Source organism: Hymenobacter mucosus (assembly GCF_900188255.1).
Lineage (GTDB): Bacteria > Bacteroidota > Bacteroidia > Cytophagales > Hymenobacteraceae > Hymenobacter > Hymenobacter mucosus.
Genome location: NZ_FZNS01000002.1, coordinates 697,155 through 721,377, shown reverse-complemented (window position 1 = coordinate 721,377; position 24,223 = coordinate 697,155). Strand labels below are relative to the sequence as shown.

Here is a 24,223-nt window from a genome sequence, read left to right as displayed (position 1 = left end):
ACCGGGCGTTGTGCGTTACCTGCCAGCCTTGGCAAGCGCAATACGGTTGAGCGTAACAAAGTTGAGTAGATGAAGTAGGAGTAAGGCGGGCAGCACCCGTTGTATAGCTAGTGCTGCCCAGTATTCCTGCTTCTAACTCACTACTTTATAATGAGAAAATCATTTTTTCACTTGCCACTGCTGGGGTTAGGCTTGCTAGCCGCCTGTGGTGGTCCTTCCAAAGAAGAAAAAGCGGAGGCCGCCGCTACTACCCCAGCCGATACGGTAGCTACGGCCACCACCGCAGTGAAATTACCTGAGCCCTATGCTTCCGAATCGGTGACGAAGCGGAGCGAAGTGATAGGCTGGCCTACTGGCAAAACCCCTGTCGTACCGGCTGGCTTCTCCATCAGTGAGTATGCGGGCGACTTTGAGAGTCCGCGTTGGGCCTACGTAACACCCTCCGGCGACGTGCTGATAGCCGAGGCTAATACTGTACCGACGAATCCTAAGAAGAAAATAGCCGCGGCCCTGAAGCTGGACCCTTCCAAATCGTTGCGCCCAACGAGTGCCAACCGTATTACGCTGCTGCGCGATACCAACAAGGACGGTAAGCCCGATGTGCGGGAAACTTTCCTGAGCAACCTCAATCAGCCCCTCGGTATGCTGGTGCTGGGCAACTACTTCTACGTCGGCAATACCGATGGTGTATGGCGCTACCCTTACCAAAGCGGCCAAACCAAAATCACGGCGAAGGGCGAAAAAATCCTGGACCTACCGGCTGGTGGCTACAATAACCACTGGACGCGCAACTTACTGGCTGGGCCCGATGGAAAGAAAATATACGTGTCGGTAGGCTCGGGCTCCAACGTGGCGGAGCACGGCATAGAAAACGAGAAGCGCCGGGCCAATATTCTCGAAATCAACCCTGATGGCTCGGGTGAGAAGATATACGCGGCGGGCTTGCGCAACCCCGTGGGCATGGATTGGGCTCCTAGCACGGGCAAACTCTGGACGGCCGTGAATGAGCGCGACGAGCTGGGCGATGACTTAGTGCCCGACTACCTCACTAGCGTGCAGGAAGGCGCTTTCTACGGCTGGCCCTATTCCTATTTCGGTCAGCACGAAGATCCCCGGCGTAAGGGTGAGCGTCCGGACCTCGTGAAAAAGTCAATAGTGCCCGAAGTTCCTCTTGGGCCGCACACTGCATCATTGGGGCTAGCTATTTACGATGGGCAGGCTTTCCCTACCAAATACCGCGGTGGCGCTTTTATTGGGCAGCACGGCTCCTGGAACCGCTCGTCGTTCACGGGCTACAAAGTGGTATTTGTACCCTTTCAGAACGGCAAACCAGCCGGGCCTATGGAAGACTTCGTAACGGGCTTCGTGGCCGATGAAGGCAAAAAACAGGTATACGGTCGTCCGGTAGGCATCACCGAAATGCCCGATGGCTCTCTGTTAGTGGCCGACGATGCCGCTGGCAAGGTATGGCGTGTGGTAGCTAGCAGCTAGCCTACACCCTTATAATTTCAAAAACCGCCTGCTATCCTCTCATCCAGGAGGGCAGGCGGTTTTATGTTTAGGAGAAATAAAGCTGCGGCAAGCTGTAATGAATTGGGTGGGCCGACGACCTATGTGTTATCCTTGTACCTCCATCCCTTTTTGCCTGATGAGCTTCCTCCGAAACACGGCCCTTGCCGCCACGCTACTCCTCACCTCGCTTGCTACCCAAGCCCAGAAAGCTGCTGTCAAGCCAGTCAAGGCAGCTACAGCCGCTAGCCCGGCTGCTACTAATGCACTCCTGTGGGAAATAACGGGCAAGGGACTAGCGGCCCCTTCTTACGTATATGGCACGGTTCATCTGATTTGCCCAACCGATCTGGTGGTGACTGAGCCGGTGAAGCAGTCCTTTGGGAAGGCCAAGCAAGTAGTCTTGGAGCTGGACATGGATAGCCCCACTATGATGCAGGAAATGCAAGCAAGCATGATGATGGATGGCGGCCAGAACTTGCAGCAGCTACTTTCACCCACCGACTATACCAGCGTGGGCAAGTATCTGCAAAGTAAGGCCGGCGTACCAATCGACCGGGTAGGCACGCTCAAGCCGTTTATTCTGAGCTCCATGCTCTACCCTGCCTTGCTAGGCTGCGCGCCCGCCAGCTACGAGGCTACGTTTGTGCAAATGGCCCAGGAGCAGAAAAAAGAAGTGCTGGGGCTGGAAACCGTGCAACAGCAGATGGGCTTCTTCGAGAAGATTCCCTACAAAGCCCAGGGCCAAATGCTAGTTGACATGGTAAACAAAGAAGCGGAAGCCCGCCAGGAAGTGCAGCAAATGGTGACGCTCTACAAAGCACAAAACGTAGAAGAGCTGCGTAACATGACCACCAAGAGCCTGTTTGGCTTTCAGGAATACGAAGACGTACTCGTAAACTCTCGCAACCAAAGCTGGATTAGCTCCATCACGAAGATGGCTGCTACCCAACCCACATTCTTTGCGGTGGGAGCGGCTCATCTTGGCGGGCCCAAAGGCGTGTTGGCTCTTCTGCGCCAAGAAGGCTACCAAGTGCGGCCGTTGCGCTAGTCGGTCAGCATATCCCGTGCTACTACGCTGCCAGCACTACCTTCGCACCCCATGAATAAGCTGCTGACTGCTCTCCGCCACGTGGCTAGCTACTTGTTGCCCATCAAGCGCCGTGTGCAGTCTGTGCACAGTGGGGTGGTAGAGGTAGTATTGCACGAGGGGCGCAAGGTGCTGGATACAGCCCACGCCAACTACTCCTACGGGTCTTTGCAGCGGGTGCTGCGCTACGGCCTGCTATTCACCGAGCCCGCGGCCACGGGCCCCATTCTGGTTTTGGGGTTGGGTGGGGGCTCGGTGGTAGAAACCCTGCGCCGAGAGCACCAAGCTACGGGCCCCATTACGGCGGTAGAACTCGACCCAGTGCTAATTCAAGTTGCCGACGCGGAGTTTGGTATTCGGGCCGGGGCCGGACTGGATATTGTGTGTGCCGATGCATTTGCATGGGTTCCAACTGCGCCGACAGCCGGATTTCGGCTGGTCATAATCGACCTGTTCATTGATCTGGACTTGCCCGCGGGCTTGCAGGCACCGGCCTTTTGGCAGCACATATGGCGCCTTTTGCAGCCGGGTGGGTACGTACTATTCAATACCCTCACCAAAGATTCCTTGGTAGTAGCTGGCCAGGATGTGGCGGCGTACCTACCCACAGTGGGCTTTGCGGTAAAAGAAGTGGAAGTAGAACAATACAACCGGTTGCTGGTGCTGCATAAGGCTACAGGAAATGAAGGAGCCACATTCCGTGGCTGAGGTAGGGTTTTGCTGGGCAAGTGCTTTCTTTGCAGGCTCAACCTCTACTCCTTATGGAAATCATAAAGCACCTGCTGGACTTCGTTCTGCACCTGGATAAGCACCTGACCGAGTTAGTTCAGGATTACGGAGTCTGGACCTATGCCATCCTGTTCCTAATCATCTTCGTGGAAACTGGGGTGGTAGTGCTACCCTTCCTGCCCGGCGACTCGCTGCTGTTTGCCGCCGGTACCTTGGCCGCATTGCCTGGCTCTCCGCTCAATATATGGGCTATGATTGGGCTGCTGATCTTGGCCGCTGTGCTCGGCGACACGCTCAATTACCACATTGGCGACTATCTGGGGCCACGGGTGTTTCGCGAAAACTCACGATTTCTAAAGCGTGAGCACCTCGAAAAAACGCAGGCCTTCTATCAGAAACATGGCGCTAAAACAATTATCATAGCCCGCTTTATTCCCATTATTCGCACGTTTGCCCCCTTTGTGGCCGGGGTAGGCACCATGAGCTACACGAAGTTTCTGTCGTACAATCTGGTAGGGGCCGTACTATGGGTAATTCTGCTTACTGGTGCGGGCTACTTCCTGGGAAGCATACCCTGGATTCAGCATAACTTTGGACTGTTCACGATAGGCATCATTGTGGTATCGGTGCTGCCAGCCGTATTTGAGTTCTTGAAATCTCGTCGTGCTCCGGTAGCGTAGCCGTGGCAACCGTACGTGGCGTACAGCAGTACTACCTAAACCGTCCCGGCCGATCTTGTGGTCGGGGCGGTTTTTTCGTTGCATTATAGTAGACCAAAAATGCCCGTTGCTATGCGTGAATTTGGCCTTATCGGACGCACTCTGAGTCACTCTTTCTCTCAGACCTATTTCTCCCAGAAGTTTCACAACCTGGGGCTGTCTGATCACCAGTATGAGTTGTTCGAGCTAGCTGCCGTTCAAGATCTGCCTGTACTACTCCAGCAACATCCTGAGTTGTACGGCCTCAACGTCACTATCCCGTACAAAGAGCAGGTGTGGCCTTTCTTGGACGAAATAGCGCCCTCGGCCGCGCGGGTGGGCGCCGTCAACGTCATTCAATTTGCCTCGGATGGCCGCCTGATTGGGCATAACACCGATATGATTGGCTTCCGGGATTCCTTGCAGACGTTTGTGCCCGCTGGTTTCGATGGCCGGGCGCTGGTGCTAGGTAGCGGCGGGGCTTCCAAAGCCGTGGAAGTAGCCCTGCGCGACTTAGGTATTGGCTACTGGGTAGTGTCGCGCAACCCGCTGGGTAGTGGCCTTACCTACGAGGAGCTAACGCCCCGCCTTGTGCAAGAACACTTGCTCATCATCAATACTACTCCGCTAGGCACTCACCCCAATGTGCAGGAGTGCCCCGCTATTCCCTACGGCTCCCTCACGGCCAGTCACTACCTCTACGACCTGATCTACAACCCCCGCGAAACCGAGTTTATGCAGCGCGGCCAAGCTGTTGGGGCCCAAACCAAAAACGGATTTGAGATGCTATGCCTCCAAGCGGAAGCTGCCTGGCAGATCTGGAATGAAGAGCCCCTAGACCAGTAAAGCACAAGTAGAAGCAGAATGCGACATTGTTGGGCTTCTGGCAGTAGCCTATGGGCTGCTAAGCTACTGCCCGCCGCCTTGCTGGCCGCTGCCGCCACCTTTGGAGTCGTCGTTGCGGATGGTGCGGCGTTGACGCTGTCCACCCTCTAGCTTGCCGAAGCGGTAATTGAAGGAAAGGCGAAAGGAGCGCTGGTAGGAGTAGAAAATGCCTTGGTTGATGAAATCGGGGGTAGTAGTGGTGCTGCGGAACTCGCGGCCGGGGGCCAAGAAGTTGTTTGCACCCAAGGTAATGTCGGCCTTCTCCGCAAGCAATAGCTTCTTCACACTCAGGCCGTAGTACAGGCCGCCCGAGTAGCGGGTTTGCAGCTCCACGCCGCCCGTCCAGAAACCGCCGTAGCCTTGTAAGGTGTAAGCCTTACCCAGCTTGAGCGAGGAATTGATGTTCATATATATGCTGGCGCGGCGGTTGGGGCGGTTCAGCAGGGCGCTGCGCAGGTTGGTATAGTCGCCGCTGAGGTTGCTGCTCAAGTCCCAATCCTTAAGTGGCTTCCAGGAGCCGTACAGGTTTACTCCGTAAATGGTGGTAGTAGACAGGTTGCCGTAGGTAGTTTCGTTGCGAGCTAGCTCCTCGTTATAGTCGCTGAATCGTTCAATAGAATTGCCCGTGCGCCGCACAAAAGCAGAAGCGTTGAAGGATGTTTTTTCCGCGAAGGTGCCGTACGTCAGTTCCGCCAGTTGGGCCATCTCGGGGCGCAGCTTGGGGTTTCCAAAGCTCACCGAGTTAGGGGTTACCTGGTTTACGTAGGGGTTCAAGAAGTAAATTTGGGGGCGCTGAATGCGGCGGGAATAGCTGAGCCGTAGCGTTTGGCCATCTTTCTTGAGCGTGCGGGTGGCGCTGAGGTTGGGCAGTACATTCAAGTAGTCGTTGGAAAAGCGGCCAGCTTCGTTTTGAAACTCGCCCTGAATGTCTGTGCGCTCCAGGCGGGTACCCAAGCTAAAGGCGTACTTCTTACCGAGGGAAAAATTATAGGTGCCATAAGCCGCCAGCACGTTTTGGTGGTAGTCGAAGCGGTTGGAGCGGAGGGGACTGCGCACAAACCCCGTCTGCTCACTGGTTAGCAGCGTGTCCAGGGTATAGTCGCTACTCACTTGGCGACGAATGTGCTTGGCTCCAACTTCCAGCGTATTCTTCTCCCCGAAAGGCTGAGTGTAATCGGTTTGGAAGGTGGTTTCGAGGTTGCGGGCCAGGTTGCGGCTAGCCTCCTGATATTCAATGGGGCCGCGTAGCTCGCTAGTCGGGAACTGGTCGAGGCGGTACTGCTCGCGGCTACGGTTGCTGGTATGCTGGGCCAGTACGCTCCACTCGCGGCGGGGCTGCTTCTCGCCAAAGGTGCGGGTATACCCCGCGTTCAAATCAAAATTCCGGCTTTGGTCCTGCCGGTTGATATCGCGCGAGTACAGGGTGTCAAGCTTGGGCTCGCCCTGATATTGGTTGAATAGCTCCTGTGGGGTGCGGTTGTTGTACAGGTTGCCGTTGCCGCTGATAGTGAAGCTATGTAGCGGGGAAGGGTCATAGGTCAGCTCTACCTGTCCGTAGCCACCCTGGCCTTGGTTGCGGGAGGTAGTGCGCTCATTGAGCTGGCCAACTGCGCCGTTGGGCAAAAAGCTGGTTCGGGTGGTACTGCTGCGAAAGGGGTAGCGGTTGCGGAATCCGCTGAGCTTTGTGTTCACGCCTACTACGCCCCGCTTAGCGTTTAGGCTCCCATTCAGCCCCTGGTTGCGGTTGCCGCCGCTGGCTCCTACGCTCCCGTTCATGCCCTGCAAGCTGTTCTTCTTCAGCACAATATTGATGACCCCGCCGGAGCCTTCGCCATCGTACTTGGCCGAAGGGGCCGTAACTACTTCAATCGCCTTAATCTGGTCGGCTGGAATTTGCTTGAGTGCTTCGGCAAGGTTGCCAGATAGGAGAGCCGAGGGCTTGTTGTTGATGAGGATGCGTACGTTGCTGGTGCCGCGCAGCTGCACGTTGCCTTCACCATCTAAGTTGACCAGGGGTGTTTTGCGCAGAATGTCGGCCGCGGTGCCGCCGGTGTTGCTCGCGTCTTGGTCGGCGTTATACACCAGGCGGTCGGGCTTGGTTTCCACCACGGGCCGCTCACCAGTTACTGTCACGCCAGCCAGATTTTGGGCGGCACTAGCAAGGGTAAGAGCCCCCACCTCGGTAGCACTGCTAGTAACGGTGACGGGCTCAAAGCGGGTAGTGTACCCCACAAAGCTGAGCTGCAACCGGTAGGAACCGGCCGGCAAATCCTTAAGCTCGAACCGGCCATCGGCGTCGCATGCCGTTCCAGTAAGGGGCGTAGTGCCGGTGGCCGGCAGTAGCGCCACAGTGGCATATTCAACGGGCTTTTTGGTGGTGGCATCTACCACGCGGCCCGTAAGGCGGCCCGTGCCTTTGAGGCTGGCGGTGGTAGCAGGAGCAGTAGTGGTTTGGGCCCAGGCCGCTGGCGCGGCCAGCAGGGCTAATAGTGCTAGCGTAAAAGCTTGCTTCATATACGGGTGGGAAAGGATAGACTGTAGGAAGGATAGTAGTAGCCACGGGTAAGAGCCCAATCGGCGGTAATTGGTGGCACAACGCTGCAAACGTATCGGGTATTTCATCAGCCCAATGCTATAATTCAACAAACGCTATTTTCTGGTGCTACCAATTACCGCCTCGTCTCAACCAGCACGGCTACAGCTGCATTGCGCCGGCATTTCACTAGCACAGCAAGCTGGCAACAGGCAGTTACAGGCCGCTAGTAGGTTCTGCTTAGGCATTCATAGAAACCAGCCGGGCTTTGATTGATGCACGAGTAGCTACTGGTTGATTACTCGGCAGCGGGAGCGAGCCAATTAGCTATTTTCGCCCGTTGGTGGCCCGTGGTGGCAGCCGTTCTTGTATGTCGCTCTCCTCTTCTGCTGCCCGCCGCCCCTTTGCTTGGCCCGCCCTCCTGAAGCGCCTGCCATGGCCACATTTGGTGTGGCTGGGGTTGCTGCTGTACTTCGATATTCAGCTGCGCCTACTGCGGGTGGGGCCTTTTCTACCCATGCTGGAAGACAACTTCTGGCTGAATGCTTTCCTGACCGACGTGCTCGACTCGGGGCTGTTTTACCTGAACTGGCTGCTGATGCCGCGCTTGTTTGTACGCACGCGTTTGCCAGCGTATTTTCTGGTGCTTGGCCTGGGGCTGGCCGCCTTCGCGGCCTTACGCATTGGCCTGAGCTATGCCCTGGAGGAAGTGAAGATTCAGGGAGTGCCCCAAACGCTGGCCTACTACGTGCAGGTGCTGCAAGCCTACTACTTGCTGCTGGGCGGGCAGATTGTGTTGCTAAGCTTTTTCCTGCGCCTAGCGGGCGACTACCTGCGCGAGCGGGAAGACCGGCGCGAGCTGGAAAAGCAGCATTTGCGTACCGAACTGGCGTTGTTGAAAACCCAGCTGCACCCGCATTTTCTGTTCAACACGCTCAACAATATCTATTCGCTCACGCTCAACTGTTCGCCTCAGGCCCCGGAAGCAGTGCTGCGCCTGTCGGAGTTGATGCGTTACCAGCTCTACGACAGCGCCGACGATACCGTGCCCCTGGCGCGCGAAATCAGCCACTTGCAGAGCTTTCTTACCCTGCAACACTTACGCCTGCCGCCAGACGAAGCCGACGAGGCTATTCAGTTCTCTATTCTGCTGCCGCCCGGTGCCGAGTACGCCTACCAGTTGCCGCCCATGCTCTTGCTGCCGCTGGTAGAAAACGCTTTCAAGCACGGCGACTTAACTGCCCGCCCCCACGTAGTTCGGCTGACCCTGCACCTCACCGAGGATAGCCAGCTGCACTTCTCCGTCCGCAACCGGCAGGCTCCCCACGCTACGCCCGAGGCGCCGGGCGGCGTAGGCCTAGCCAACCTGCGGCGGCGTTTGGCGCTACTCTACCCCCGCCAACACGACTTAGTAGTGGTAGCCAACGCCGAGGAGTATTCCGTTCGCATGACCCTGCATTTGGCCCGGCAGGAGAGCAGGCGGCGTACAGCCGAAAGCCTTCGGTAGCTTATTGGTATAACCCGCGTAGGGGCGCTGGAAGATTATTTTTACGTAGTTCTAGTTTCGTTTCTCTTACTCCTTTTTCCTCCGATGGAGCCCACGTCCTCTGTTCGCCGTCCGTTGAGTTGCGTTATCATCGATGACGAACACCTGGCCCTTCATGTGCTGGCGGAATATTGCGCGCAGGTTCCGTTTTTAGAGCTCAAAGGTCAGTTTCATGATGCACTGGCTGCGGTAGCTTTTCTACAGGACACACCCGTAGATGTCGTTTTTCTGGATATTCAGATGCCCCGCCTGACGGGTCTGCAGCTGGCACAGCTGCTACCCCAGCCGGGGCCGCGTATTATCTTCACCACGGCCCACGCCAACTACGCCGTGCAGAGCTACGAGCTGCCCGCCTTAGACTACCTGCTCAAGCCTATCTCTTTCGAGCGGTTTGTACAGGCGGCCCACCGGGCCCGGGCCGCCCTGAGCCAGCCGACGCCAGCGGCCACGCCCGCTACCCCCGAGGCTCCCGAAATGGGTGGGGCAGTGGGAGAGGAAGCCCTTTTTGTGCGCCACGACAACCGCCTGCGCCGGGTACTGGTAGCCGATATTTACTACGTAGAAGGCCAAAAGGAATACTTGATGCTGTACACAGGCGGCGGCAAAATTCTTACCCTGCAATCCTTCCGCAAGCTGGAGGAACTGTTGCCTCCCGGTCGCTTCGCCCGCATTCACAAGTCCTACCTGATCAATCTGCGCCACCTCGAGTACGTAGAGCGCACTCGCGTGCAAGTGCACGGCACCTCCTTGCCTATTGGTGAAACCTACCGCGACGCGTTTATGGAGCTGTTGCGCTACCATAAGTTTGTGTAGTCAATAGGCAGCACAAGCACCTTCATACACAAAGAGGTCCTGCTACGTTTGCCGTAGCAGGACCTTTCTTTTTATCTTAGCACAGGAGCCTACTGCTGGCCCTGGCTGCTTTCGCCTTGCTTGGTGTCATCGTTCTGGATGCCCCGGCGGCGCTTCTGCGGCTGGGTAGAGGCTTTGCCAAAGCGGTAGTTGAAAGCCAAGCGTACCCCGCGCAGGTAAATGTAGTTGTTGTTAATCTGGCGGAACTGGTCGGTGTCGAGCGTGGTGCGCAGGTTGCGGGTCGCCGAGAGGAAGTTGTCGGCGTTCAGAGTGAGGTCGGCCTTGTCCTTGAGCAGATTTTTGCGCAGCCCTATGGAGTAGAACGTCCAGGCGGCTTGCTTGCCCTGGAGCTGAATGCGTGGGGAATTGAGCCCACCAAAGAACTGTACACTCAGGCCCTTTTCAAATTTGTAACCCGAGTTTAGGTTCAGGTTATACATTACCCCATCATTGCTCAGATCCAGAGAAGGGCTTTTCAGCGAAACATAGTACACGTTCACGTTGCCGCTTACATCCCACTTCGGCACGGGCTTTACCGAGCCGAACAGGGAGATGCCATAGGTAGCATTGCGCCCGATGTTGCGGAAAGTTTGATTATTAACGCCGTTTTCGTCGATGAAACGGTACGTTTCAATGGCATTGCCCGTGCGGCGGGCGTAGGTAGAAATGTTCAGGACCGAGCTCTTGATGAACGTCGTGAAGTTCAGCTCATAGCTATCCGTAAGCTCGGGACGCAGCTGTGGTTCACCGTAGCTGATGTTGAGCGTATCGGTGGCATTGACGAAGGGGTTGAGGTAGAAGATCTGGGGGCGCTGAATACGCCGGGAATACGCCAACCGAATCGATTGGCCCGGCTTCTTAGGGTTGCCCGGCTGGAAGCTTAAGCTCACGTTGGGCAGCACGTTGGTGTACTTCTGGTTTACGCCCGAGTTTTCGCTCTGCTCTTGCGCAAAGCTGCCGTCAATGCGGGTGTGCTCTAGGCGGGTACCTAAGCGGGTGCTCAGCTTCTTGCTTAGGTTAAAGCCGTAGGTACCGTAGGCCGCCAGCACATCCTGGTTGTAGTCAAACAGGTTGGACCGCACATCACTACGAATCAGTGGCCCGTTGCCTAGTCGATCTTCCGACACGTCGTAGTCGCTACTTACCCGGCGCAGAATCGCCTTGGCCCCGGTTTCCAGGGTAGCAGTTTCCGAGAAAGGATGTGTGTAGTCGGTCTGAACGGTGGTTTCCAGGTTTTTGGCCAGGTTCAAGCTTTCCTCACGGTAGTCTATGCCCGTGTTGCGCTCCATGCCGCGGCCTTCGTTGTTGTACTGGTCGAGGCTATAATCCTGGTTGTTGCGGTTGCGAGTGTGCTGGGCTAGCACACTCCACTCGCGGCGCTTTTCCTCAAATGTGCGGGTGTAGCTGCCGCTCACGTCGTAGCTCTGGGTATTGAACATGCGGTCCGAATACCGAGTAAACTCCGAGTTGCGAATTAGTGGGTTGCCAGTGGGGTTGAACGGCGCATTGAAATTATACAGCGTGTTGTCGCCGCTGTTGCGGAATAAGTTACCCTGCAAGCTCAACGTCAGGTTGTGGTACTTCGCCGGGTCATAGTCCAGGCTCATCCGCCCGAATCCACCCCCACCAATGGTATTGCCGCTTCCGTTCTGCGTGAGCGTTAGGGCCTCGTTGCCGTTGGCATCGGGCTGATAGCGGCGTAAGTCGGAGCGGTTGGGGCTGTAGAAAATAAAGCCACTTACTGAGCTGCTCAGGCCTACCTTGCCTTTGCGGTAGTTTACGGTGGTGTTGCCGTTGGAGCTACGCGTACCGCCCGCTAAGCCCACCGAGCCATTGAGGCCCTCCAGGTTGTTCTTCTTAAGGATAATATTGATGATGCCTCCCGTGCCCTCCGCATCGTACTTGGCCGAAGGAGTGGTAATTACCTCCACGCTCTTAATTTGGTCGGCCGGAATCTGCTTCATGGCATCGGCCACCGACGAGGCCACAATACCAGAGGGCTTGTTGTTGATGAGCACGCGCACATTACTGGTGCCCCGGAGTTCCACGTTGCCGTCGGGATCCACATTCACCAGCGGCACTTTGCGCAGTACATCCGCTGCTGTACCCCCGGAGTTCGTGAGGTCCTTATCGGCGTTGTAGACAATGCGGTCGGGCTTGGTTTCTACCACGTCCCGCTCCCCGGTTACCGTTACCTCGCCCAGCTTTTGCGCCGAGGAGGCAAGGGTGAGCGAACCAATATCGGTAGCACCATCCGTGACGGTCACCGTTTCGGTGCGGCTGGTATACCCCAGAAAACTTACCTGCACCCGGTAGGAGCCGGCTGCCAAATCGCGTAGCGTGAACCGGCCCCGGTCGTCGCATACTGTCCCATCAATAGGCGTGTTGCCCGTAGCCGGTAGAAGTGCCACCGTGGCATATTCCACGGGCTTTTTAGTGGTAGCATCAAGGATAAGTCCGGTAAGGCGGCCCGTGCCCTTGGGCGTGGCGGGCAGTACCGCGCGGGCTGGCGCCTGACTGGTGGTGCCGCTGGGACGGGCACCAGCGGGGGGCGTAGTTTGGGCCAGGGCTGGGGCCGCCAGTAGGCCGGTTAACAATAAGGGTAGATATGGGTGTTTCATTAGGTGAATAGCGGGAAGGAGTAGCAAAGAGAAGGAGGCGGCGGGAAACTCGCCAAGTAAAAATGTGTGGGCTGTTCAAATCATATCTTGAAGCGTAGCAAAGGGCTGTTGAGCAGCTATAAGCTCGACGAGGACATAGGCACCACCACAATGGGGTAGGTTGCAGTTCAGGGCCAGAAACGGGAGATTAATCGGCGCGACGCATGCGCAATAGCCAGTACCCTAGTAGCAGGGAGCCAGCAAACCAGGCCAAGCTGTACCACTCGGCGGGCATCATGTGGGGGTTCACAGTTAAGGTACCTTTGCCCCCTAAGGCACCAAGTACGCGGGTAGTGGCGGCGTATGGAATCAAGTCAATGTGTTCCCAGCGTAGCAGTGTGAGCCCCGTGACGATGCCCGCAATACCTAACCCTAGCGGGCCTACCATACCTCGCCACCACAAGGCCGCTACGTATTGCACACCTAGCATGCCCAGGGTGGCTATGAAGGTGTGCCCCAGCATGGTGGCCACGGGTAATAGATCAGGATGGTTGGCCTGGAAGCCCAGGCCCGGTCGCAGCCAGCCCAGCAGCCCGCCCGCACCTAGGAGCAGTACTACGTAGAGCGTTTCGGCCAGCAGCGTAAGTTGCAGCAGGATCAGCAGCTTGCTACTATACACTGCCCAGCGCCCAACAGGTAGGGCATGCACGTGTTTCCAGCCACTGGCTCGGTGTTCCACATTGGTTAGCAAACCGGTTAGCAGCACCATGAAAAGGGGCAGCAGAAGAATAGAGGAGGTTTGCCAACTCATGCTCACGTACTGGGGCCACGGGTTTTGCCCCGGCTTTATGATGTACTGCCCTTTCGAGTAGAAGATGCAGAAGTTCAGCAGGACGGGTAGGGCACCGCCACCTACTGCAAGCCACAAGGCCACGGTGCGGCGTAGCTTCTGGTAGTCGGCCGTCAAGCAGCGGTGGAGTTGAGTGAGGAGGCCTGGGGCAGCGGGCAAGGCAAACGAAGGAGCGAGGGCAGTGCTCATAGGGCGGCGCTGGTTTCGGTGAGGTGAAGGAAGGTGTCTTCGAGGCTGGGTTGCTCCGCCCGCAGGCTGTAGATAGGTTGGCCCGCCGCTACCAGCGCCTCGGCCAGGGTTGCTACTTGGTTCTGCGAAGTGAAGGGTAGCTGCAGCGTGCTGGCTCCCGTTAGCATGGCCCCACCCAGCAGGTGTGGTAGCAAGTTCCGGCACGTATCGGCGCTGGCGGTTTCCAGCATCACCTGGGCCCTACCGGCGTGTAGTTGCTGCAGCTCCGGTAGCCGGCCCTGAAACACCAGCCGGCCCTGCTGAATGACACCTACGTGGGTAGCTACTTTCTCAATCTCACTGATAAGATGGCTTGATAGCAGAATGGTTTTGCCGTGTTCCTGCCGTAGCCGTTGCAGCAGCCCGCGCATCTCCATAATGCCATTGGGGTCAAGCCCGTTGGTCGGCTCGTCGAGAAGAAGAAGGTCCGGGTCGGGGAGCAGGGCCAGGGCCAATCCGAGGCGTTGGCGCATGCCCAAGGAGTACTCCTTGGCCGGCCGATTGGCGGAATTTGTCAGGCCCACAATTTCCAGAACTTCTGCCGTGCGCGCGGGTGATACGCCGTGCAGCCGGCGCGTGACGTCCACATTCTCGCGGCCCGTGAGGTGGTCGTAGAGGGAGGGATTTTCGATGAGCGCACCTACCCGACTCAACAGGGCCACCCGGTGCTGGGCTAGGTCGTGCCCAAATAGCTGAATGCGGCCTGCCGCCGGCCGCAACAACCCCAGGAGCAGGCGCATGGTCGTGCTTTTACCGGCTCCGTTCGGGCCCAGAAATCCGTAGATGCTACCCGGCGCCACCTGCAAGTTAATGTCTTGTAGAATAGCGCGTTTGCCGAAGCGGAAGTGGAGGCCTTGGGTTTCCAGCAGGAGCGGTGTTGTTGTCATAGCGCAGAAAGAACAGTGGGAACGGCGCAAACCTACTGGCTCCCCTATACCTACTGGTGAGTATTCAACCAACCCGCCGGGGCGGTGCTACAAAGCCCTCTTTCGGGTACCGAACACGGTTTGCGGGGCTCTGTGGGGTAGCCATCTTAGTTTCAGGCCCATGCAACTGCCGTTGGTGCGCTGGGCTGGGGTGTTGGTTGAAACCCAGCAACAGATAGGGGCGGTGCGTGGTATCTTCCAGCGTGGAAACTGTCTTGCCTTCTAGCTCAACTAGCGCCGCTGCAGATGTGGCTCCGTCGCCTACTCGCAGTCGGCGCGCCCGTTTGCGCGCCTTTTCCCGGCTCGACTGGTGGCCGCGCACCGATGAGGTAGCATCGGTGCCTCTGTGGGTGCACATCCTGTTCTGGGGTGTGCTGTTTCTGCTAGACGGCCTCATGCTATTCTACAACCAGGCCAACCCCAAAAACCGCCAGCCCCAGGAAATGCTACTGCTGCGGGCCCTGCTCACCGACTTGCTTTCGGCTAGCGTATTCTATACTAACTGGGTGCTCCTGATACCACGCACGCTGGGACGGGGGCGGCTCGGGCCGTATATCGGAGGTGTAGTGCTGCTGCTTCTTGTGTATATACCCTTGCGCTTTGGCGCATCCTGGGTAGTAGGCGGTGCTGCGGAAGATGTGCGAGCAAAAGGTCAGGCCCTGGAAATGATAATTCCCTATGGTATCATGGGCCTGATGACCATTTTTTTCAGTTCGGGCCTTCGCGTGACCGGCGACTACCTGGGTGGCCTGCGCAACCGCCGGGAGCTAGAGCATCAGCAGTTGCTCACGGAGCTAGCCATGCTCAAAACCCAAATTAACCCGCACTTTCTCTTCAACACGCTCAATAATATCTATTCGCTTACGAGCCGGAAGTCGGACAAGGCGCCCGAAGCGGTGCTGCGCCTCTCCGAAATCATGCGCTACCTGCTGTACGAAAGCAGCACCGATACCGTGCCCCTCAGCCAGGAGTTGGCCCATTTACAATCCTTTCTGGACTTGCAGCGCCTCCGTCTGCCTGCGTCCGCCCCCGATGCCATTCGCTTTGATAGTGAAAGTACCTCCCCCGACTGCGCCCACCCCATTGCCCCGCTGCTCTTGCTGCCGCTGGTAGAAAATGCCTTCAAGCACGGCGACTTAGCGGCCCGCCCGGTGGCGGTGCACATTTCCCTTGTCTTGCAGCCAAGCGGCCGCCTCACTTTTCGGGTGCTGAATCACGTGGCGCCCCCCGATGAGTTGCGTCAGCTGCCTGAGCAGCCGGGTGGGGTAGGCCTCAGCAATTTGCGCCGCCGCTTGGCACTGCTCTACCCCAACCGCTACGTATTGGACGTGCAGAGTACTCCCGGCCAACACGTCGTTACGCTTACCTTGTTGAGCTAAACCGCTGCTTGCCTCCGTAACTCCCTGTATCACTTTAGCCTTGCTGCCCTCATGACCTGCGCTATCCTTGATGATGAGCCTCTGGCCTTAGACCTCTTGGCCGACTACTGTGCCCAGGTGCCGGGGCTAGAACTGAAAGGTCAGTTTGATGATGCACTGGCTGGGCTAGCGTTTCTGCAGGATAACCCCGTTGATATCGTTTTTCTGGATATTCACATGCCCCGTCTCACGGGGGTGCAACTGGCACAACTGCTGCCTAAGCCGGGGCCTCGCATCATTTTCACCACTGCCTACGACCAGTACGCCGTGCGTAGCTACGAGCTGAACGCGGCCGACTACCTGCTCAAGCCCATTGCCTTCGAACGGTTTATGCAAGCCGTGCAAAAGGTGCGGCACCAGCTACCCGCCGTTGGGTCAGTAGGGGCTCCGCCCGCAGTTGCCCCAGCCGATGCCACGCCCACTGCCCCCGATGCCATGTTCGTGAAAAACGAACACCGCTTGCAGCGCGTCGCCTTCGATGATATTCTGTACATCGAAGGCATGAAGGAATACCTTATGATTTATACCACGTCGGGCAAGGTGCTCACGCTACAGTCGTTTCGGCGGGTGGAAGAGGTGCTGCCTCCCGAGCGGTTTGCTCGCATCCATAAGTCATTTCTGGTGGCCCTCAGCCGTATTGAACACGTAGAACGCGGCAAGGTGCAGGTAGCGGGGCGCCTGCTGCCCATCGGCGACACTTACCGGGAAGCCTTCACCAACCTCATTCGTGCCTATAACCAACTCTGAGTTGGTCTGGCCGATACAATAAGAGAAGGACGCTCTTCCCACCCAACGCTCCTGGGAGTCGTGGGGTAGGAGAAGCGTCCTTCTCTGTGTAGTGAGACCTATGAAGCTGATTACTTCGCGAGTTTGCTAGCAATTTCAGCGGTATGACGGCCCTGGAAACGGGCGCCTTCCAGTTCGTTCTCGCTCGGCTGCCGCTCACCCTGGCCACCAGCCACGGTGCTGGCGCCATACGGCGTGCCACCCGTTACATCCTCATGGCCCATCTGGCCCTGCCAAGCATAGGGCAGGCCTACTATCACAAAACCGTGGTGGAGCAGCTCCGTGTGAAAAGCGCGCAGGGTAGTTTCCTGGCCACCGTGCTGGGTAGCGGTGCTCACGAAAGCGCCTCCAACCTTACCAACCAGTGCGCCTTTGGCCCATAAACCGCCGGTGCTGTCCATAAACGCCTGCATCTGTCCGCACAGGTTGCCGTAGCGCGTAGGCGTACCAAAGATGATTGCGTCGTATTCGGCCAGTTCATTTGGGGTAGCTACGGGAATGTGCTCAAAAGCCTTCTGTGCTTGAGTAGCGCCGGTTTGGTCCAAAATGGCCTGCGACAGCGTCTCGGGTACTCGCTTAATGGTTACCTCGTTGCCGGCTACTTGGCGTGCACCTTCGGCCACAGCCTCTGCCAGTTTGTAGACATGACCATAGGTTGAGTAAAACAGGATGAGCGTTTTCATGGGATGGGGTAAAGTGAAAGAAGACTAATAGCTGGGGACCAGCCGCGCCTACACCTACGCGGCGTGACAGCGGAGGTTGCGCCTGATGTGTGTATGTACATTCAACTCGCTAGGTTACTTATTCTTTTCTGTATTTTTAGAAGTAATAGATTGATTGATAATAAAAAATGAGCAGTGGCTCATGTTTTTTTTAGGCTTGTGCAACCTCTGTTGGCCTTGCTGCCCTCTTACCTGTGAAGCCGCTTACCTGCCTCCAGGAAATGGCTTTTATTATAAGCGTGTTATTCAACTTTTTGCAGCGTATGCAGCATCCTTACGGTAGCGGTACTGAGTCTCCGAGAGAGGGGCGGGCCGTTTGTGAGCGACTAACCACCGGCCAGCTGGGTCGGCGTGCCCAATGAGCACTTTATCGGCTGCTTTGGGAGCTGGGGGTGGGCTACGCAGCCTACTACCCGGTAGCGGAGGGGCCGCTGCTGCCCGCCCGGATTCCCTATCCTCGTCGTCATCCGCTCCTGTGCGTACTCTTACCCCGCCTTCGCAGCTCTCCGATTCGGAGCTGATTGACGGCTGCTTAGCTGGCAGCCGCCTGATGCAGAAATACCTCTACGAACGTTTTGCTGGCCGTATGATGGCCGTGTGTATGCGCTATGCGCAAACCACTTTCGAGGCGGAAGACGTGCTGCAGGATGGATTCCTAACCGTATTCAAGAGCCTTGGGAACTTCCGCCGGGAGTGCCCGTTGGAGTTCTGGATTCGCCGCATCATGGTGAATGCCGCCCTGCGCCAGCACCGCCGCAACGCCCCCCTAGTGGCGGTAAGCGACGGAGGTGAGTATCCGGAAGACTTGGCAGGTGAAGAGTTTACCCTATCGAATTACAATTTTGAAGAGCTGCTAGGTATGATTCAGGACCTGGCACCGCGCTACCGCATGGTGTTCAACCTGTTTGCTATCGAGGGGTATGGGCATAAGGAAATCGGCGACATGCTGGGTATTTCTGAAGGCACCAGCAAATCACAGTACTCCCGCGCACGGGCTATTTTGAAAAGTAAATTAGAGCGTATTGACGCTCAACGCACGCATGGCAGCTTCCGCTCCTAACACTCCTACTCCCCAAGACCCGCGCCCCACCGGTGACCTGGAATATCTGTTCCAGCAAACCTTTGCGGAGGCCGAGGTAGCTCCGCGCAGCAACCTTTGGGAACAACTCGACCTAGAAATGGTGTCCGAGCAAAACAACACGTTCCGCCGGCGCCTAGTGGTACACCGCTGGGTAGCGGCTGCTTGCTTGTTGCTCGCTCTCGGGTTTGGTGGCTGGGCAGCACTACGCCAGTTCGGCTCCAGCCAATCAGAAGAAATAGCGGCCAACTACCCTGCTCCAAGCACTGCTGGACGTGGCGCTGCCAACGGTATGTTGTCCCAGGCTAGCCGAACTGCTTCCGGTACGGCCGTAGCGCCAGATGGTCTGCTAGAAGGTGGCTCCGCGGGGTCGGCTTATGCCCAAGCCACTACTACTCCCAATAGGACAAGAGCAGGCGCCGCCGACCGTAGCCTGTCGGAAACGCTAGCAGACGCCTACCAAACGGCGCGGGCCGCAATGGGTCAGGCTGCCGGCATGGAAATCGGTACTGGTGCTACTACTGTTGCTTCCGCCGAGTACTGGGGTTCTCGTGGGGGCACTGGCTACAGGGCAGGCTCTCAAAGCGGGGCGGGTGGTGCTTTTGGTGCTTCTATGGCCTCTACGTTTTCCTTGACCTCCAACTCAACAGGATTGGCCTCCACAACAGGCTTGGGTTCAGAAGAAGCTTCGGGCTTGGCGGCTCTGCAGGCTCGCCTCCGCAGTGCCCTTGGCTTGCGCCTACCCGATACACTGAAGCCTTCGTTGCTGGCAATGCCGGCCATGAAGAGAGCTATGTTGGCTGCTAACGAACCCACGGTAGAAGAAAAGCAACCCACCAAGCTGTGGCACCGCCTGCGTGTAGGGGGCAGCTATAGTGCCGGTGCCTACAATCCTAATATCAACTTCTCCCAGGCAGACGGTAGAATAAAGGCGGATCCGCTCACGCTGGCCTTGAACGACTACTACCAAGAAGACGCCGAAACGGAGTACCGTCGCAACTTGCGGGCAGGTCTTAGCCAGCGTCTCGCCGTTACTGTAGATTATGCGCTAAACCGCAAGTTGAGTGTACGCACGGGAGCTGAGGTAGCCGAGCAACGTGCCACTTCAGCTACTTCCTACGGCTTTGTTGATGGCAAGCAAGTAGGTCTCACCGCTGCTAATGCCCTTTTTAGCCCTCGGCCTAGCTTCGCTTCGCGGGCTCCACAGGCAGCGCGTACTACTACGTACCGCTACCGTACGGCGGGTATTCCGGTGGAGGTGCGCTATGCCTCTAGCCGGCCGGGTGTATCGCTTTACGCCAAAGTAGGAGCTGCCGTAAACCTGCTGCTAGGTAGCCGCTCAGAGCTGGGCGGTGCTCCAGAAGCTACCCGCACCTATACCCTCACTACCGCCGAATCTCCCTACCGCCAAGTGTTGGTTTCTGGGCGCGGCGGAGCGGGCATGCGCTACCAGCCGGCAGCGGCTTCCTGGAGCGTGTCGGTAGGGCCTACTGCTGATGCGGGTTTTAACACCATGAATGCGCGACCCGCGCAGTCAATGAGAAATCAAAGCCGCCCATATAGTGTAGGAATTGAGGCAAGCGTAGAATTTGGTGCCAACCGGCCTGTAGCACCCATTCACTAAGTTATTTTACGCGCTATATTCAGAGTTGATTTCGCTTTTCAACATATCATGAACCGCCTTCTTAGCCTCCTGGGGCTGCTACTGCTATGGACCAGTATGGTTGCCTGCAGCAGTGAGTTAGATTCCCTGGGTAATAATGCCTGTCCCGCTAATTTTTCTAATACCCTAATTGAACAGCTCCAACAAAAGCCCAAGCAGACGCCCGCTGCCGAAGTAACCCAGTACACTTACCACGGCCAAACGGTGTACCTTGTTACGGGGGGCTGCTGCAACAACTACAACTACTTATTCGACGGGTGCGGCAACATACTGTGTGCGGCCAGCGGCGGTACCGCCAACCAAGGCGACGGCCGATGCAGCGACTTTGCTGCTGCCGCAACCAACCCTGTACTAGTCTGGCGCGACCCTCGTTAACCTAAGCAAGGAGCTTGTTCTGCTTCGTTGTTCTAAGATCTGCTAGATGATGAAAACGTTACTAGTCCTTGTGCTTTTCTGGGCTGCGTTGGGCCTAGTGCAATGCCAAAAAAACGACGTCACGCCTGTCATCGATGGCACAGTAAAACTCCGGGCTAGTCAGAGTGCTACTGTTAAAACCGCTGGTAAATCGGTGCTGCTGCGAGTCGCCAAGCTTTCTGATTCGCGTTGCCCCACCAACATGCAGTGCATTTGGCAAGGGCAAGCTTTGGCCGAGGTGGAATTGCGGGGTGCAACCGGAGACGCACAACTTACCTCGCTGTGCCTAGGCGCTTGCCAGAATGACTCAGCCGCCGTGGTAATAGAGGCCGTGCCGTACTGGCTTGTGTTAGCTTCCGTCGATCCGTATCCAAGTGCTGCTACCGCTAGTAAGCCCTCAACGGCTACGTTACGCCTTACTCCACGCTAGCTAGGAGGTAGTGGTTGCGCAACACCTGTCCGCATCGCGGGCAGGTTTTTTTGTTTCCCAAGAAACCTACACTTTGCTAATGCAGTTATCCTAGGCTGGCCTGTTGACCGATGATCCAGGCGGTTTCGTCATACCTTCTCTTCCTGCATGCAATATCAACTGACCTCAGAATTCAAACCCACCGGCGACCAGCCCCAGGCCATTGCCCAACTGGTAGAGGGTGTGAACAATGGTGAGCCGGCGCAGGTGCTGCTTGGGGCCACGGGCACGGGCAAAACCTTTACAATGGCCAACGTTATTGCCGAAACAGGCCGGCCCGCCCTTGTGCTGTGCCACAACAAAACGCTGGCGGCCCAACTTTACGGCGAGTTCAAGCAGTTCTTCCCCAACAACGCCGTCGAGTACTACATCAGTTACTACGACTACTACCAGCCCGAGGCCTACATTGCCAGCACCGACGTCTTTATTGAGAAAGATTTGGCCATCAACCAAGAGATTGAGAAGCTGCGGCTGCACTGCACCTCCACGCTCCTGAGTGGGCGGCGCGATGTAATTGTAGTAGCTTCCGTCTCGTGCATCTACGGCATTGGCAATCCAGAAGAGTTCGGCAAAAACGTGATTTACCTGGCGCCGGGCCTGCGGTACTCGCGCAACAACTTGCTGTATTCCTTTGTGCAGATTCTGTACTCCCGCACCGAAGCAGAATTCACGCGCGGTACCTTCCGTGTGAAGGGCGACACTGTAGACCTGTTTCCGGCCTATGCCGACCACGCGTACCGTATCTTCTTTTACGGCGACGAGATAGAAGCCATCCATAAGATTGACCCAGCCAGCGGCAAAAAGCTCGGCGACGAAAAGTCAGTGACCCTCTACCCGGCCAACTTGTTTGTGACGGGCAAAGACACCCTGAACCAGGCAATCAAGGAAATTCAGTACGACATGGTGCAGCAGCACGCCTACTTCGAAAAAGAGGGACGCGATTCTGAGGCCAAACGCATCATGGAGCGCACGGAATTTGACTTGGAAATGATTCGCGAGCTAGGCTACTGCTCCGGCATCGAGAACTACTCGCGCTACTTCGACGGCCGCCAGCCCGGCTCGCGTCCCTTCTGCCTACTCGACTACTTTCCCGATGACTTCCTACTTGTAGTGGACGAGAGCCACGCTACTATGCCTCAGATTCGGGCTATGTGGGGTGGCGACCGGAGCCGCAAGGCTGCCCTTATTGAGTACGGCTTCCGCTTACCTTCTGCTTTCGACAACCGCCCCCTAACGTTCAATGAGTTTGAAAGCATGTACCGGCAGGCCGTGTTTGTATCGGCTACCCCGGCCGACTATGAATTAACCCAAGCCAATGGGGTAGTAGTAGAACAGATCATTCGGCCTACTGGCCTGCTTGACCCGGAAATCGACATCCGACCCAGCATCAATCAAATTGACGACCTGCTGGACGAAGTAGACAACCGCGTGAAGCAAGGTGATCGGGTGCTGGTGACTACTCTGACCAAGCGCATGGCCGAGGAGCTGCAGAAATACATGGAGCGCCTCGGTATCAAGTCGAGCTACGTGCACTCCGATGTAAAAACTTTGGACCGGGTAGAAATTCTGCGGCAGCTTCGCCTCGGCGAAATTGACGTACTCATTGGCGTGAACCTGCTCCGGGAAGGACTCGACTTGCCTGAGGTGAGCCTGGTAGCCATTCTTGACGCTGATAAGGAAGGCTTCTTGCGTGACCAGCGCAGCCTTATCCAGACCATGGGCCGCGCCGCGCGTAATGACCGGGGCAAGGTTATTATGTACGCCGACCGTATTACGGGTTCCATGCAGCGGGCCATTGACGAAACAAATCGCCGCCGCGCTACACAGATTTCCTACAACGAGGAGCACAACATCACGCCGCGTACCGTGCGCAAATCCCGCGAAGCCATTATGGAGCAAACCTCGTTGTCGGACTACCGCATCACGGAACCCCAAGGGTATGCTGGCCCTTCCGATGATGTGACCCTGGCTATTGCCGCCGAGCCCGTAGTATCCGTCATGAGCAAGCCAGACCTGGAGAAGCTAATTAAGCAAACGGAAAAGCAAATGGAAGCTGCTGCCAAAGACCTTGACTTCCTAACCGCTGCCAAACTCCGCGATGAACTGGCTGCCCTGAAGCAAGTGCTCAAAACCAAGCGCGACTAGCCAATTTAGTGCTGCAAGTATAAGTTAGCTGAGAGGCCAAAGAAAAGGCCGGCCGCACACTGTGCGGCCGGCCTTTTCTTTGGCCTCTCAGCTAACTTAGTCGTTAGGGTTAGCTTTTACTTTCGACTTGCGACGCTTGTCTTTGGCTTTCACGTTGGTCGGGGTATTCGTGTTCATTGTGCCTTGTGAAACACCTGTGCCCGACTGCGTACCTACTGTGGTAGTGGCAGGGTCGGTGGTAGTCGTCGTGGTAGTAGAGTTAATGGTGCCCGTAGTAGCAGGTGCTGGCTGCACGGTAGTCGTCTGTGGCTGAGTCGTGGTTGTGGTAGTGCTCTGGGTGGTTTGAGCAGTAGCAGCCGAAATACCAGCTACACACAGGACGGCAAAGGCGAGGATCTTTTTCATGGAAAGAAGGATTAGAGCGTGAACAGATACTGCTAAGCTTAGCAGTAAATTAATTCGCCTCTAACGGAGTAAGTAGCCGTTATGTTATCCCGTAGTCAAACCAAGAAGGCTCAACGCCCAGAGCCAACGATTAATAACCAACAAAAAGGCCACTTGCTACGAAAAGCAAGTGGCCAATTCATACTGAGCGAGAAACGAGGTTCGAACTCGCGACCCTCAGCTTGGGAAGCTGATGCTCTACCAACTGAGCTACTCTCGCGGGGCTGGTGAAACAAAAATACACCGACAAAATCAATTTACAATCTATTTGCGTAACGGACTGTACCTGTATTTCAATCCGCCTTATGCAGCTTCTTATGTTTGGAGGTACTGGTGGCACTGGCCGGGAATTGGTGCAACAAGCTCTAGATCAGCAGTTCGATGTAACGGCTTTTGTGCGTAACCCCGCTAAGCTACAGATGCAACATCAGCGGCTGAAGATTGTACAAGGTAACGTGCACGAACCGGCCCAGGTAGCAGCAGTAATAGCCGGGCACGACGTCATCTTATCAGCTTTAGGGACGAATCAAAACTGCACGTGCCGACGTTGCTGATTTTATGTTGCGCCAACTCACCACCGACGTTTTTGTGGAGAAAGCCGTTAATATTTCCTACTAAGTTTCCCATCCGGCTACTAC

General features: G+C 56.6%; 21 protein-coding genes and 1 tRNA gene. 15 read left to right on the top strand and 7 right to left on the bottom strand.

What is annotated here, in order from left to right; all coding sequences use genetic code 11:
* The first annotated feature begins 150 nt into the window (after positions 1 to 150).
* The 5 genes from CHB83_RS07070 (at position 151) to CHB83_RS07050 (ending at position 4,872) form a co-directional block, all read left to right on the top strand.
* Positions 151 to 1,491 carry a PQQ-dependent sugar dehydrogenase gene (locus tag CHB83_RS07070; RefSeq protein ID WP_089332109.1) on the top strand — a complete coding sequence of 447 codons (1,341 nt, stop codon included), beginning with the start codon at positions 151 to 153 and terminating at the stop codon, positions 1,489 to 1,491.
* Between the two features lie 157 nt (positions 1,492 to 1,648).
* Positions 1,649 to 2,560, top strand: a complete 912-nt coding sequence (locus CHB83_RS07065) for a TraB/GumN family protein (RefSeq protein ID WP_179225475.1) — start codon at positions 1,649 to 1,651, stop codon at positions 2,558 to 2,560.
* A 51-nt stretch (positions 2,561 to 2,611) separates the two neighbouring features.
* Positions 2,612 to 3,307: a spermidine synthase gene (locus CHB83_RS07060; RefSeq protein ID WP_089332107.1), complete on the top strand. Its 696-nt coding sequence runs from the start codon at positions 2,612 to 2,614 to the stop codon at positions 3,305 to 3,307.
* 53 nt (positions 3,308 to 3,360) lie between these two features.
* Positions 3,361 to 4,008, top strand: a complete 648-nt coding sequence (locus tag CHB83_RS07055) for a DedA family protein (RefSeq protein WP_045689676.1) — start codon at positions 3,361 to 3,363, stop codon at positions 4,006 to 4,008.
* A 111-nt stretch (positions 4,009 to 4,119) separates the two neighbouring features.
* Positions 4,120 to 4,872 carry a shikimate dehydrogenase family protein gene (locus CHB83_RS07050; protein WP_089332150.1) on the top strand — a complete coding sequence of 251 codons (753 nt, stop codon included), beginning with the start codon at positions 4,120 to 4,122 and terminating at the stop codon, positions 4,870 to 4,872.
* Between the two features lie 63 nt (positions 4,873 to 4,935).
* Here CHB83_RS07050 and CHB83_RS07045 read toward each other — a convergent pair whose 3' ends face one another.
* Positions 4,936 to 7,425, bottom strand: coding sequence for a TonB-dependent receptor domain-containing protein (locus CHB83_RS07045; protein ID WP_179225474.1), 2,490 nt, complete (start codon positions 7,423 to 7,425; stop codon positions 4,936 to 4,938).
* A gap of 389 nt (positions 7,426 to 7,814) precedes the next feature.
* On the opposite strand from CHB83_RS07045, the gene CHB83_RS07040 reads away from it, so the two are divergent.
* Both CHB83_RS07040 and CHB83_RS07035 read left to right on the top strand, forming a co-directional pair.
* Positions 7,815 to 8,951 carry a sensor histidine kinase gene (locus CHB83_RS07040; protein ID WP_089332105.1) on the top strand — a complete coding sequence of 379 codons (1,137 nt, stop codon included), beginning with the start codon at positions 7,815 to 7,817 and terminating at the stop codon, positions 8,949 to 8,951.
* An 84-nt stretch (positions 8,952 to 9,035) separates the two neighbouring features.
* The gene (locus tag CHB83_RS07035) at positions 9,036 to 9,803 is read left to right on the top strand and encodes a LytR/AlgR family response regulator transcription factor (protein WP_089332104.1); all 768 of its coding nucleotides are present in this window, start codon (positions 9,036 to 9,038) and stop codon (positions 9,801 to 9,803) included.
* Between the two features lie 89 nt (positions 9,804 to 9,892).
* On the opposite strand, the gene CHB83_RS07030 is transcribed toward CHB83_RS07035, so the two are convergent.
* The 3 genes from CHB83_RS07030 to CHB83_RS07020 all read right to left on the bottom strand — a co-directional run bounded on the left by CHB83_RS07030 (position 9,893) and on the right by CHB83_RS07020 (position 14,407).
* Positions 9,893 to 12,463, bottom strand: a complete 2,571-nt coding sequence (locus CHB83_RS07030; protein WP_089332103.1) for a TonB-dependent receptor domain-containing protein — start codon at positions 12,461 to 12,463, stop codon at positions 9,893 to 9,895.
* 187 nt (positions 12,464 to 12,650) lie between these two features.
* Positions 12,651 to 13,481: an ABC transporter permease gene (locus CHB83_RS07025; RefSeq protein WP_089332102.1), complete on the bottom strand. Its 831-nt coding sequence runs from the start codon at positions 13,479 to 13,481 to the stop codon at positions 12,651 to 12,653.
* On the bottom strand, positions 13,478 to 14,407 hold the full coding sequence (locus tag CHB83_RS07020; protein ID WP_245855295.1) for an ABC transporter ATP-binding protein: 930 nt from the start codon (positions 14,405 to 14,407) through the stop codon (positions 13,478 to 13,480). Before CHB83_RS07020 ends, CHB83_RS07025 begins: the two co-directional genes overlap by 4 nt.
* 242 nt (positions 14,408 to 14,649) lie before the next feature.
* On the opposite strand from CHB83_RS07020, the gene CHB83_RS07015 reads away from it, so the two are divergent.
* A complete protein-coding gene (locus CHB83_RS07015; protein WP_143437026.1) occupies positions 14,650 to 15,825 on the top strand; it encodes a sensor histidine kinase in 1,176 nt (391 codons plus the stop codon).
* 51 nt (positions 15,826 to 15,876) lie between these two features.
* The gene (locus CHB83_RS07010) at positions 15,877 to 16,611 is read left to right on the top strand and encodes a LytR/AlgR family response regulator transcription factor (protein WP_089332100.1); all 735 of its coding nucleotides are present in this window, start codon (positions 15,877 to 15,879) and stop codon (positions 16,609 to 16,611) included.
* Between the two features lie 110 nt (positions 16,612 to 16,721).
* Here the strand turns inward: CHB83_RS07010 and wrbA are convergent, their stop codons facing one another.
* Positions 16,722 to 17,333, bottom strand: coding sequence for an NAD(P)H:quinone oxidoreductase (gene wrbA, locus CHB83_RS07005; protein WP_045688408.1), 612 nt, complete (start codon positions 17,331 to 17,333; stop codon positions 16,722 to 16,724).
* Positions 17,334 to 17,847: 514 nt separating this feature from the next.
* On the opposite strand from wrbA, the gene CHB83_RS07000 reads away from it, so the two are divergent.
* The 5 genes from CHB83_RS07000 (at position 17,848) to uvrB (ending at position 23,141) form a co-directional block, all read left to right on the top strand.
* Positions 17,848 to 18,432, top strand: coding sequence for an RNA polymerase sigma factor (locus CHB83_RS07000; RefSeq protein WP_245855294.1), 585 nt, complete (start codon positions 17,848 to 17,850; stop codon positions 18,430 to 18,432).
* Positions 18,413 to 20,074, top strand: a complete 1,662-nt coding sequence (locus CHB83_RS06995) for a hypothetical protein (protein WP_089332099.1) — start codon at positions 18,413 to 18,415, stop codon at positions 20,072 to 20,074. Before CHB83_RS07000 ends, CHB83_RS06995 begins: the two co-directional genes overlap by 20 nt.
* Before the next feature lie 48 nt (positions 20,075 to 20,122).
* Entirely contained in the window at positions 20,123 to 20,488 is a 366-nt protein-coding gene (locus CHB83_RS06990) for a DUF6970 domain-containing protein (RefSeq protein ID WP_052695189.1), read from the top strand.
* Between the two features lie 46 nt (positions 20,489 to 20,534).
* Positions 20,535 to 20,957: a hypothetical protein gene (locus CHB83_RS06985; protein ID WP_045688410.1), complete on the top strand. Its 423-nt coding sequence runs from the start codon at positions 20,535 to 20,537 to the stop codon at positions 20,955 to 20,957.
* Between the two features lie 147 nt (positions 20,958 to 21,104).
* Complete coding sequence (uvrB, locus tag CHB83_RS06980; RefSeq protein WP_089332098.1) at positions 21,105 to 23,141, top strand: excinuclease ABC subunit UvrB; 2,037 nt, start codon at positions 21,105 to 21,107, stop codon at positions 23,139 to 23,141.
* Between the two features lie 96 nt (positions 23,142 to 23,237).
* On the opposite strand, the gene CHB83_RS06975 is transcribed toward uvrB, so the two are convergent.
* On the bottom strand, positions 23,238 to 23,546 hold the full coding sequence (locus CHB83_RS06975) for a hypothetical protein (protein WP_045688412.1): 309 nt from the start codon (positions 23,544 to 23,546) through the stop codon (positions 23,238 to 23,240).
* A 186-nt stretch (positions 23,547 to 23,732) separates the two neighbouring features.
* Positions 23,733 to 23,805: transfer RNA gene (locus CHB83_RS06970), tRNA-Gly, on the bottom strand.
* Positions 23,806 to 23,890: 85 nt separating this feature from the next.
* Between CHB83_RS06970 and CHB83_RS06965 the strand changes: the two genes are divergently transcribed.
* Positions 23,891 to 24,139, top strand: coding sequence for an NAD(P)-dependent oxidoreductase (locus CHB83_RS06965; protein WP_089332097.1), 249 nt, complete (start codon positions 23,891 to 23,893; stop codon positions 24,137 to 24,139).
* The last annotated feature ends 84 nt before the right edge of the window (positions 24,140 to 24,223 follow it).